Annotated in this window: 6 protein-coding genes; 2 read left to right on the top strand and 4 right to left on the bottom strand. The window is 49.8% G+C overall.

Going from position 1 to position 12,704, the window contains the following annotated elements; translation table 11 throughout:
- Window positions 1-51: 51 nt before the first annotated feature.
- On the top strand, window positions 52-3,954 hold the full coding sequence (locus AABK39_RS07185) for an endo-beta-N-acetylglucosaminidase (protein WP_338394241.1): 3,903 nt from the start codon (window positions 52-54) through the stop codon (window positions 3,952-3,954).
- A 200-nt stretch (window positions 3,955-4,154) separates the two neighbouring features.
- On the opposite strand, the gene AABK39_RS07180 is transcribed toward AABK39_RS07185, so the two are convergent.
- The gene (locus tag AABK39_RS07180; RefSeq protein ID WP_338394240.1) at window positions 4,155-5,717 is read right to left on the bottom strand and encodes an arylsulfatase; all 1,563 of its coding nucleotides are present in this window, start codon (window positions 5,715-5,717) and stop codon (window positions 4,155-4,157) included.
- A 631-nt stretch (window positions 5,718-6,348) separates the two neighbouring features.
- Between AABK39_RS07180 and AABK39_RS07175 the strand changes: the two genes are divergently transcribed.
- Entirely contained in the window at window positions 6,349-6,747 is a 399-nt protein-coding gene (locus tag AABK39_RS07175) for an HU family DNA-binding protein (protein WP_338394239.1), read from the top strand.
- 197 nt (window positions 6,748-6,944) lie between these two features.
- Here AABK39_RS07175 and AABK39_RS07170 read toward each other — a convergent pair whose 3' ends face one another.
- The 3 genes from AABK39_RS07170 to AABK39_RS07160 form a co-directional block, all read right to left on the bottom strand.
- Entirely contained in the window at window positions 6,945-8,294 is a 1,350-nt protein-coding gene (locus AABK39_RS07170; RefSeq protein ID WP_338394238.1) for an anaerobic sulfatase maturase, read from the bottom strand.
- Window positions 8,295-8,512: 218 nt separating this feature from the next.
- Window positions 8,513-9,448: an AraC family transcriptional regulator gene (locus AABK39_RS07165; protein ID WP_338394237.1), complete on the bottom strand. Its 936-nt coding sequence runs from the start codon at window positions 9,446-9,448 to the stop codon at window positions 8,513-8,515.
- Between the two features lie 209 nt (window positions 9,449-9,657).
- Window positions 9,658-12,069: a TonB-dependent receptor gene (locus tag AABK39_RS07160; protein ID WP_338394236.1), complete on the bottom strand. Its 2,412-nt coding sequence runs from the start codon at window positions 12,067-12,069 to the stop codon at window positions 9,658-9,660.
- Between the last annotated feature and the right edge of the window lie 635 nt (window positions 12,070-12,704).

Here is a 12,704-nt window from a genome sequence, read left to right as displayed (position 1 = left end):
TTTTCAGGTCCGTAAAAAGACCGTTTTTGTACAATTAAATTTCAAATAAGCATGAAGCACTTTACAGTCTCATCGCTGTTCACAAAGGCCTTTTTCTCTTTGTGTCTGCTTGCCTTGTCCGCCCATACATACGGACAGGTCGAACACCCCAAAATCATTTCTTTCTCCTTTAACCCTTCCGATGATAATTATATCGGAAACTGGAGTCCCGGTAACTCCGAAAACGAGGAATTCCACATCTCAAGGGTACCGTTGGCCGACCGCTTTGAGTTCAAAGCCTCACAGACCAACCAGAACATTCCCCACAAAAAGAAAATCAGTAATTGGGTGATCATGAACCCAAACACCCGTAACGGTGATGCCATCGACGATTACAACCCGCATTACTGGCAATATCAGGACATGTGGCAATACTGGAGCCCGGGTAGCGCCCGCCTCCACCTGCCTCCGGCCTCCTATACCGACGCTGGACACCGTAACGGCTGTAAGATTATGGGCGGGTTGACTTTTGCCGACCCTACCCAGCCAAGTAATTCCAAATTTGTGGAATTGATCAGCAAAAACTCTGACGGCACATACAAACACGCCAGAAGGATGGTCCTTATCGCAAAGCATTTCGGGTTTGACGGCTACGCTTTCAATATCGAAGTGACGACCTACCCTAGCTCTATCGCTACGCAAACAAGAGGGTTGTTTCAGGAAATGACACGCATCGCTCACGAAGAGGAAAACATGCCTCACTTTGAGCTGACATACTACTATGTGCACTATAATTCTGGAAGCAGAAGCTTTGGCATTAGACAAGTGGATGGGACCAATAACAAGTGGCTTGAGGAAAACGGTAAAACAACCTTTACACAGGCCTTCCTAAACTACGAATGGAATGGAAGCTCTCTTCAAAACTCAGCCAACTACGTTAAAAACAACTTCCCGGCTGGAAAGAACGATCCTTACGACCGAGTTTTCGCCGGCCTTAATATGCCGGGCGTAAGCCGTGGACAACTCAAGCATCCTTGGAAAGACTTGCTTAACAACGAGACTTCTATCGCTCTTTGGGAAGAGAAAAGCTGGAAAGACCGCCGGGGCATGACTCCGGAAGACAAAAGGGCCAACTTCTACTCTCGCGCCATGAATCTCTGGGTAGGCCCGAACGGCGACCCTAGCCAACCGGGAGTACCGTCTAGCTCAAGTGGCAAGACCAAACGCATCGCCGGAATGGCCGCTCACGTTACGGCAAAGTCTTCGATCGACAGCTACCCGTTGGTGACTAACTTCAACGACGGTTGCGGTAACTTCTTCGCCAAGGCCGGTGAAGTGGCCATCCCGAACGAATGGAACAACACCAGTATCCAAGACATGGTGCCTACATGGCGTTGGTGGTGGAGCCAAGGCGGACAAAGCCTCGAAGCTTCTATGGATTTCTTGGAAGCTTACGAAGGCGGTAGCTCACTCAAAGTGACAGGAAACGTAAGTTCTACGGACAACGTACTCCGTCTGTTCAAGACCAAACTCCCGATCAGCAACGCGACCCAACTCGAAATCACTTACAAAGTGGAAGGCGCCTCGGCCGGATCGGCTTCGAACGTATTGGCCTCTTTGGCTTTCGAAAACGGGCAATCGCTCAGTAGTTTTAGCCACGTGCCGGTAGGCAACACCACCAAAGACGGATGGAACACCGTAACTCTGGATCTTTCTTCTTACTCGGGACAAACGCTCGCCGTGTTGGGCCTTAACTTCAAAGGATCTAGCTCGCAAAGCGATTATACCGTACACATCGGCGGAATGTCCTTGACCGACGGCGCCGTTTCGGCTCCGGACGCCGCCACCGCTATCAACGTGGCTCAACTTCAGGCTACCGGCCGTTACATTTCCGGCCGTCTTGAGTGGGCCCTTCCGGGAAATCCCCGCTTCAACGAAAGCTCTAACGTAGAGTATTTCGAGGCGTATCAGGTAAGCAACAACGACCAAGACTCAGTATTCTTGGGTCGCTCTATAGCGCGCGCCATGGTTTTTAAAAACATTATGAGAACTCCAGGCGACGGCGATATGAAGTTCGCGATTGTATCCGTAGGCAAAGACCATAAGACTACCAGCTCGGCCATCTCGTCAGGTCAGACCTTCGAGCCAGGGCCTTGGGCCAAATTCAACTTCCAGACCAGAGCCAACATCGCCGACGGCATAAACGCCAGCTGTGAGTCCAACTTCGCCGACAGCTACCAGTGGACGTTCCAAGACGGAACACCGGCCACCAGTACAGCCCAGAACCCAGGTACCATCACTTACACAACTCCGGGCGTAAAAAGCGTAACGCTCACCGTAACCAACGCAACAGGCTCTTACGATATCGAGACGCAAATTACTATCGGTGACGCCAGCACTAATCTCGCTTTGTTCCAGCCTTCTTACCGCTCAACTCCGTCCGACTACAAAGGACCGGAAAGAGGAAACGACGGCACTACATCAAATATGTACTGCGGAAAGTACGGCTTGGTACACACTCCGGGTATCCAGCCTTGGTGGACTGTAGACTTGGGACGCCAAGTGAAGATCAGCGAGATCAAAGCCTTCCATCCTAGCGGAACTAAGCCGGCTTCGTCAAACTACCATATCTTTATCTCCAAAACTCCTTTCGAATCGGAGAAGAAGCAAGAGACGGTTAACGATCCGGGCCTTGTACACCACATCAGGGAAACAGGCTCCATGCAGTCGCCTTCGTCTAATTACGACCTGTCTTCAGACAACGTTGTCGGGCGATATGTACGTATCCAGCTGGACGTGGCAAACGGCAGTAAGCTCCAGTTCTCCGAGTTCGAAGTATACGGCGAGTACGCTCCGGACGTTGTAGCTGGCCCGACGGCTACGCTTAGCCTTAGTGACCACGCGCTTATTTCGGGTGAGACAGCCACGCTTACGGCCACCTTCGACCAAGCGGTGACAGGCTTCACCAATGACGACCTGACATTCTCCAACGGTACGCTCACCAATGTCACCAGCGCCGACAACATCACGTTTACGGCCACTTTCACTCCAAACGAGGACATTTCCGTATCGAACAACACTATCAGCCTTGATCTTTCGGGAGTGACGGACGCCGACGGAAACGCCGGGTTCGGTACCGTATCGACAAATAACTTCAGCATCCATACCCAAGACCAAGCGCCTAGCGTAACGCTCGGAGCCTTGGCCGACAGCTACGCTTACGGCAAAAACACCGGAACGAACTACGGATCGTCAAACGTTCTCTTGGTAAAACAAGGCGGATCCACCCCGTACGTTCGCCGTACTTATATTAAGTTCGACGGTTCGCAACTGCCAGCCACTAGCGAGATCAACAGCGCTACGCTCAGGGTAAGCATCGCCAGCGTAAACAATCAGGCAAAATCGGTAGACTTTGAGGTAAGGGAAGTAACCGACAACAGCTGGACTGAGAACGGCATCAATTGGAGCAATAAGCCGGCACCACAGTCTACGGTTCTCGCGACATTCCGCCCGAGCACGGTGGGTGAGACTATCGAGATAGACTTGACATCGTTCCTCCAAAACCGTCAAGGCCAAGGCGACGTAAGCCTCGAATTCAGATCAGGCACCAAAGGCCCAGCGTTTATCCACCTCCACAGTAAGGAAGCCAGCGACGCCTCTTTGCGTCCGGAATTGGCTATAAACGAAGTGGCGAGCCCAGCCTTGCGCCAAGCTTCGGTACAGGAACCAGTAGCGGAACAGGAGCCTAAGATCGGCCTCTACCCTAACCCTGCCGAGCATGAGCTGAACGTAATGGCCGACAGCCAGATCGAAAACGTAAGAGTATTCGACACCAGAGGCCAGCTCCTTATCGAGTCAGCGCCGAAGGCATTCTCTTGCGCGTTGGACGTGAACGCACTGCCAGCCGGCGTATACGCCATTATAGTGGTGACCGAAGACGGAACGGAAATCCGTGAACGCTTTATGAAAAAGTAAGAGTTGACACTTAGTATCAGGCATTTGGTATTAGGTACGGTATCTTATCTGCCCTTTAACACAACGAATCAATACCTAATACTAGATACCTAAGACCTAATACCAACAAAAAAGCAAGGGGACCGGCACAATGCCGGTCCCCTTCTATTTTAACCACAGTCTCTATACCGTTACTTTCCGCAAACGGCGAACGGTTATCTTTAGTCCACTTTCAGGAATTCCTCGGTTATCTGGTCGATGCCGAAAGAAGCCGGGCGCTGCGATGGCGGGTACTCCTTGAACGTTCGCAGGAACTGCTCCATCTCGTCCTGCGCTTTGTATATCATGAAAGCATGGTCTATACGGAACTTCTGGTAGTTGTCGGCGTCAACGGGCGCTCTTTCGAACGGATCGCGACGCAGGTTCAGGATGTGTGGCAAACGCAATGGGGTGAATGGATTGGCCCATACGTCGAAGCCGTGGGCTCTCTGCTCGGCGAACACTAGTTTCCAGTCGCCGGTACGCATAGCCACGGGCATACCGTCGTCATTGAAGTAGAAGAAGTTCTTTCTTGGCCCCTCTTTCTCCTTGCCCGTCAAGTACGGCAAGAAGTTATGACCGTCGAGGTGCGACTTGAACGTCTTTCCGTTTGATTTGAACTCGCCTTTAAGCAACTGCTCGCTCAGCTTATCGTTGCCCGCGGCCGCGACCAAAGTCGGAGCCCAGTCCATATGCGACATCATAGCGTTAGACACCTGCCCTGGTTTGATATGCCCCGGCCATTTCACCATAGCCGGCACGCGGTATCCGCCTTCCCAGTTGGTGTTTTTTTCCGAACGGAACGGGGTGATTGCCCCGTCGGGCCACATATTGAAATGCGGGCCGTTGTCCGTAGAGTAGATCACGATGGTATTGTCATCGATTCCCAACTCTTCCAGAAGGTCCAGCAACTGCCCCACCATTTTGTCATGCTCAACCATCACGTCGGCGTAGAAGCCTTGGCCCGACTGTCCTTCCACCTCTGGGCGGGGATAAGTCGGAAAGTGCATGCCTGTGGTGTTGAACCAAGTGAAGAAAGGCGTGTCCGCCTTGGCCTGTCGCTTGATAAAGTCCTTGGCCTCGTTTAGAAACTCCTCGTCACAAGTCTCCATCCGTTTCTTTGTCAATGGTCCCGTATCCTTGATCTGCCCGTCGGCGGTGGCTTTTAGCACCCCTCTCGGTCCGAACTTCTTGCGGAACTCGGGATCTTTCGGGTAGTCGGGATGTTCCGGCTCTTCCTCGGCGTTCAGGTGATAAAGGTTTCCGAAGAACTCATCAAACCCGTGGTTAGCGGGCAAGTACTCGTCACGGTCGCCTAAGTGGTTTTTGCCGAACTGCGCGGTGGCGTAGCCCAACGGCTTCAACATCTCGGCGATAGTGGCGTCCTTATCCTGAATTCCCACCGGGGCGCCCGGCAATCCCACTTTGGTAAGGCCCGTACGCACGGGAGACTGGCCGGTGATAAACGCGGCCCGGCCGGCAGTGGAAGACTGCTCGCCGTAGTAGTCGGTAAAGCGCATGCCCTCGTTGGCTATACGGTCGATGTTCGGAGTCCGGTACCCCATCAGGCCGTCGGAGTAAGCGCTGATGTTAGAGATACCGATATCATCGCCCCAGATTACGAGGATATTCGGTTGTTCGCTTTTCTTCTTCTTATTTTTCTGGGCCAGCGCGTCGGAAGGCGCAACAGCGCCCAACATCGCGGCGCCTAGGCCTACGTTTTTCAAAAGATCCTTAGAGTTCATAGCTTCTGTGTTTATTGCACTAAGTTCAGAAGCAAAATTACCGGCGACACAGCGTTTTCTTTATCTAAAAACAGCGACAAAATATCCCATTCCGACTTTTATTCAAATCAACTCGCACTCCGAACGAAACCAACCGAACCCTGACTCGCATCTACAGGTCGGCACCCTTCGCCACTACGAAACGTGTCGCCATTTCTAATTCACAGCGCGGTTTATCCAATTCGGACGTATTGCTTTTATTTTTCAAACGTCTCTAATATTATTTTCATACGTGTAATCATTTTCAGTCATACGTCTCATTGTTTTTAATCGTACGTGCCGTCGTTTTTAATTTTACGTCTCATTATTTCTTTTCGTACGTATCATCATTTTACTTCGTACGCCTCACCGTTTTAGTGCGCACGTTTCTTTCGTTTCGTTTGAACGGTCGAGCAAACTCAAACCCCTTCGCGCCCTCTCCCACTCAAAGCCTCACACGTCTTTCCCTTCCCCGCCCAATCGGGTGATTCGCTTTGCGAAAAAACTTTGCGCCATGTGGTTTTGGAGTGATTTCGGAGTCCCATCTAAACAAAAAACCTGCGTGGCAATACTTATATTGCTTATATAATCACAACTAAAACCCTATTTAATTATGCTAAAATACAAGATAACACAGAAAGCCAATCCCCAAGACCGCGAAGGCCCGAAGAAGTATTACGCCACACCGCAGACGTCGGGCAAAAAAACGCTTAGCGCCATCAGCCGTGACATCACGGACATGTCATCACTAAGCCGTGGCGATATCAGCAACGTGTTATTGAACTTAGTGGACCAAATACCGAAGTATCTGCTCGACGGCCAGTCCGTACAATTGGGCGAGCTGGGGTCTTTCCGGCTGAGCTTCGGCAGCGAGGGCGCCGAGAGTTCCGAGGATTTCAACGTATCGATGATCCGCAACAAAAAGATCATCTTCACGCCGGGTCCGAGCCTAAAGCAGGAGCTGGCCAAAGCCCAGTTTGAATTGGTCAAGGAAAAAGAGGCCGTCAGCTAAACAACGCTTCGCAGACAAAAAAGCACTTGGAGGCTTTCCGGGTCCCAAACCAGACTTTCGGAAAGACTCTTCAAGCAATAACCACACATAAAAGAAGCCCTGAACCAAAGCGCAACGGAGATGATTTATCCGCTTTCGGTTCGGGGCTTTGCCTTTATTGTTTATCCTAAAATGACAAGCCGATAGTCTACACAAAGTCAGACTGCCATGCGTTCTTTTTTTCTGGTCTTTTTGGCTTCCGCTTTCTCCTTCCGCTCTTGTATCTTTATAAGATTCATAATCTCCGCCGGCTTCTTGCCCACCTTCAGCAACGTGCGCATCACGTGCATATAAGGCGCCACATGGTCATAAAACGCGTAGTACCCCGGACACAGGTAGGTGTGGTCCTCGCCCTTCTCGGTCTTGGCGAAGCGGTGCTTCGGGCATTCGCCGTAACAGGCCGTCAGGTATTTGCACTTCCGGCACTTCTCCGATAGGGTATCGTACTTGTCATTTCCGAACTTCTTCTGCTCCGGCGAATTGGCCATGTCCAACAACGGCTTGTCCATGATATTGCCGAGCTTAAACTTCGGATATACGTAATGGTCGCAAGAGAATACGTCTCCGTTGTGCTCCATCACCAATCCGTCGCCACAAGACTTTGAGTGGATGCAGGAAGAAGGCATATACCCGCACCAAGCCTCCAGAGCCGTGTCGAATTCCTTTACGAAGATTTTGCCCACGTCCTTGCGCACCCACTCATCGAATATGGTCGTCAGGAATTTGCCCCATTGCTCGGGCCTTACGCTCTCTTCTGTCACTTCCGTCTCGCCCTTGTAGTCGTTGGCCACCAGACTGAGCTTTTCATTTTTGTCCAAGGCCTTGCGCTCCTGAATAGGCAGGAACTGGAACCACTCGCTACCCGTAGATTTAAGGAAGCGGTATACCCTAAGCGGGTGCTCGGCCGTAAGGCTACTGACCACGGTTAGGGTATTGAAGCGCACTTTGTGCTTGCGCAGGGCCCGGACAGACTCCATCACCCGGTCCCAAGTGCCCTTTCCGCCTTTGTTCACACGGTAGCGGTCGTGGATATCCTTTGGCCCGTCGATGGAAATACCCACCAGAAAGTCGTGTTTCTTGAGGAACTTCGCCCACTTCCCGTCTATGAACATGCCGTTGGTCTGTATGGTGTTTTCCATCCGCCGTCCGTCAGCGTACTTTTGCTGGAACTTCACGGCCCTCTCAAAGAACTCCAAGCCCAAAAGCGTAGCCTCTCCGCCCTGCCAAGCGAACACCACGCGGGGATTTTCGGTAGGCTGGGATTTGATATAGTCCCTGATGTAGGCCTCCAGTACCCTATCACTCATCTTAAAGCGGGACGGTGTGGATTTCTTGTTCTCGTATATGTTTTCCTTCTCAAGGTAGTAACAATACGTACATGCCAAGTTGCAGACCGGCCCGATGGGCTTGATCATCATATGGAAGTGTTTTCTCCTTTTGTTCAAAGAAGACTCTGCGGTAAGAAAATCAACTGTAGTGTCCATTTCAGCTCCTTTAGTCAGCGTCATTGTCTTGGATGCGAATGTCGGGCAAACGGACTCGGAACTATATCACTTTACGCTTAATTTATAGCCCATTCCGACAGAACAAGGCGTCGCAACTCCCTAAAACACAAGACCCACAACGTGTATCCTCCACGCAAAAAGACTGGACGAGCCAACCATCAGGGACACGAAAAAAGGCTCAACGAGGCCTTTACGGAAGAAGCGACAAAGAGCATTCTGCGCTATACTATTATAAGTTTTTTGGGCAAAACACCGAAGGCTTTCTTAAAGGCCGCCGAAAAATGTCCCAAATGGGTGTAGCCCACCATATGCCCCACCTCACCGACGGGATATTCGCCAGTCAGCAACAGGCGCTTCGCCTCTTCCATCCTATAGCGTTGGTAATATTGATGGATGCTTTGTCCGTACACTTCCTTAAAAAGCTCCCTTAGCCGCGTATTGCTCAATCCGCATTCCCTGCTAAGCTGGTCTATGGGTATGGATTCGGACAGATTCGACAACAGCAAATCCCGGGCTTGCAAAACGGCTTTTAGGCTGGCCTCTTTCACATAACCCGACATCTTGCCGTACCTAAGCATTATGCCTTCCATAAAATAAGTCAGCAACTGCCAAGAAAAAGCCCTGAACAGATTGGCCCGGATAGGCTCCGGACCGTCATAATTCACCATCTCAAAAATAATATTCCTCATTTTCGGGGTGATGTCATCGTTTATAAAAAAAGGCTTGCCTTCGTCTACACTTCTATAAAGCGAATGGTCTTTATGCAAAAAGTTCAGCAGGTTCTTTTTGCTAATCCTTAACACCACGCTCCGATAGGTGTAGTCTTTGGGACAAACAATACTGGAATCGATATTAGTGAAATAAACTCCCCTATGGGTTTTCGGCTCTTCGTGGCTCTCGCTACCTTGCTCAACTGACATCCCAAGACTGAACTGTAACGGAAAACAGTCCGCTCCGGGTTTGATCTGGCGCACAAAGCGGGTTTCCTCCTTCATGGTCCCGACCAAACTCACCATTTCCATTTCTTCGAACGAGTAGGCCCTAATGGTTACCGCATCGCTTTCCAACACTCCGTTCTCCACTTTGCCTCCCAAAAAATCGGCCCACTCAATGAGTTGGCTTTCTATATCCGTTAAGTCGTACCTTAATTCTATCATTTTCGAACTACGTAAACTCCGAAATTATGAGACCTCTCCCATGACTTATAAGGTATAGGCAAGGTAATGTTTCAAGAAAAGCGAATCATTTACACAAAACACTACAGAATTCCGGTTTGACTCATTCCCTACAAAAAACAATGGGGCGCTAACCCCGCCCTATAACAGCATCGGTTAGCGCCCCGTAAGTTCTCCGGCCGAAGGTCGATTTAGAATTCTTTCTTACCGAATTCGCTCTCGATCTTTTTGCCCTTACGGTTCTTCATATTCAGTGAGTAGCTTACACCCAACATAAAGATCTGTCCTTCCTTGGTATACTTATTATAAGCGTCGAAGGTATCTCCCGCCGTATTAAATGTCTCGATATTGGACTCAAAGATATCCCTTACCTGCAAACTGAATGTCAGGCCATGTTTTGGCAAAGACTGGCTCAAAGCCAAGTCAGACATCAGAAAGTCACCGTCTTCGCCCTGCGCCGTTACGGTTTCCGACCTGTAGCTCAGGTTCCAGTTCAGTTTAAGGGTTTTGGTGAAACTTACCGTAGAGTTGGCGTTCACACTCCAGTTTAGGCTAGACTGGTCCAGCTTCACACCGAAGATATCGCCCCAAACACGGTAGTCGTACACGTTTACGCCCGCAAAGAAGTTCCACCAAGACCATGGCGAGGCCGAAACGGAAGCCTCGGCGCCAACGGCTTGCGCACGACCAGCGTTTGTATAGGCTCTGTAGAGGATATTAGGCTCATAAACGGCATTGGAGCGATAAATCTTGTCCTCAGTATGGCGGTAGTACGTGGTAAAGGCGAAGGTATTCGCTCCGAATTCGTTCACGTAGCCCAATTCCACCAAATCGATGAATTCAGGCACAAGCTCAGGGTCGCCCTCTTCCACTACCTCACCGTGACGGTGAAGCTTGAAGGGGTTCATCAGCTTTGTAGTCGGGCGCTCCACCCTTTTTGAGTAAGCGAGCCTTACGTTTTGGCCGTTGCCCAAGTCATAAGCCACCATCCCCGACGGGAACAAATTGAACTTGCTGTACTCATAAGGAGTAGACTTTGTCGTCGATTCCATTTCGCGGTCGGTGTATTCCGCCCGCAAGCCGGCATTATACGAGATGCGCCCCACTTTAGAAGAGAAGGCGCCGTACAGAGAGTGGATTTCCCTAAGAAGGTCGATAGAGTTACTTTTCTCTTTGTCTCGTATCCAAGTGTCATTGTCACTGGCCGAAAGGTCCAATGTCTCATACACAAAGTCTCCCTTGTGCCTCAGACGGCGGTAACGATAGCCCGTCTCAAACTTGCCAAACTGCCCGATTCCGGTCTCGTAGTCTACAGAGAAACGGTAGCCGTCAAGCGGATTTTCAGAGTCCATACGCTCGTAGAGCTCCAGATCTCCGCCTTGCTCAGTCAGGTTCCGATTGTCAATAGGACCTAGCAACTCCGACGATTCGTAAAGACCGGAGAAGGCCAGCTTGCTTTTCTCGGTGAATTTGTGCGTATAATCCAGGCCCAAAGTGGTGTAACGCCCTTCGCGCACCATCCAGTTCATATTATAAAATTCATCCACCGTACCCGGCTGGTCGTCTCTTTCGGTAGTGTAAAGCAAATCGGCCTCACGCTCTTTCTTTCGTCCGCCAGTATAGAAGGTAGCGGAAATAGCGTCGTTTGCGCTGAAATCATAATCGATACCGCCTTGTACGGAGTAGAGATATTCATAATAGTTACGGGTACCGTCCGAAATCAAATCATGTTGCACGCCTTCGTGTTTGGTCATGATATCACCGTAACGATCGCCATCAAGATCTTTTTGCCTGAAATCTCCGCCCAAGTACACTCGGGTTTTTCCTTTGGTATAGCCAAGGTTCAAACCTCCACCGTAACGGGCCGGATCCGTACCGCCAAAAGCTCCATTTGCGGAAACGAATAAGCCGTCGGCCGCTCCTTTCTTTGTAATGATGTTTATAAGTCCAGCTTTTCCGTCAGGATCATATTTGGCGGATGGCGCCGTGATCACCTCAACCCGCTCCACTAAGTTTCCGGCCAACTGGCCCAATACTTCCGCAGGCTTAAGTTGCGAAGGCTTGCCGTTTACCAATACGGTAAATCCGGTTGTGCCACGAACAGCAACATCGTCACCCACCATTGTGACCGACGGAAGGTTCCTTAGAATATCAACCGCCGAACCGTTAGCGCTCGCCTTAAACCCGGAGGCTTCATACACCGATTTATCCACCTTATGGGAAGCTATCGCCTTATCGGCACTTACGCTTATTTCCTCCAGAAGCCTCGTGGACGGCTTGATACTGACATCTCCCAAATCATTGCCTTTCCCAGCAGTCAGCTCAATATCTTTTTCCAAATCCTCATACCCCATAAAACTCACTTTCAGCCTCAGCTTTCCCGCCGATTTGACGACAAACCCGAAACGGCCGTCATCACCTGTGACACCGCCCGCCAACATATCGCCACCAAGCGTTGAAATCACTACACCGGCATAGGCCACGGGCTCCCCGTTTACTGCCACCACTCTTCCTTTGACCGAAGTTCCTTTTTGGGCAAAAGTATTTGGGGCATACAAAAAGGCAAATACCAAAATCGGAAACGCAAACAACAAATTCTTCATTCTGATGATTCCTGTTTTTTTAGACACAACATCCGGATCACTTTCCGAACCGTAAAAATCATTGCGACAAAAATAAGCGGAGGCTAAGAAATCCAGCAAAATCACTCGTGCGCATTTGAGTACATTCCCACAAAAAATAACACAAATGGTTTTTCGCACATTTTACATAGTCCGTACACATTTCACACGCCCGCACACAAAACCAAGTGTCAAGAAAAGACACAACCGAAAACACCTTTCACAAGAAGTCAAGGGCACATACACGGGTTGTCTTTGTCCAAAACCTAGGGTAAAAATGATCGAAACATTCCGTTAACACACCTTAACCAAAACTTCGCCCTTGACTAGTTCATAAAAAGAGAAAACACATACTAGGGAACACTTTTCTCTTTCGGAGAGTGAAAATTTAACAGTTATTTAAAGATGTAAATCTCAATTTCATCATGAAAAATAGGTATATTTTTACCTTACATTGCCTTTTACACCATTGAAGGGCGTTTATTTTCATATATTTATTTTACTGCATATATAAATATCAACCGCATACAGATTATGCATTTTTAGTTTTTCAGACCTCATTACATTATGCGCCTCAGAACACGTTTATATCTTTGGATACTCTCTGCGACAATATT

Origin of the sequence: Fulvitalea axinellae (assembly GCF_036492835.1) — a bacterium.
In the GTDB taxonomy this organism is placed as follows: Bacteria; Bacteroidota; Bacteroidia; order Cytophagales; family Cyclobacteriaceae; genus Fulvitalea; species Fulvitalea axinellae.
Note: the sequence above shows the minus strand (reverse complement) of the source record. Positions and strands in the feature narration are given on the sequence as shown.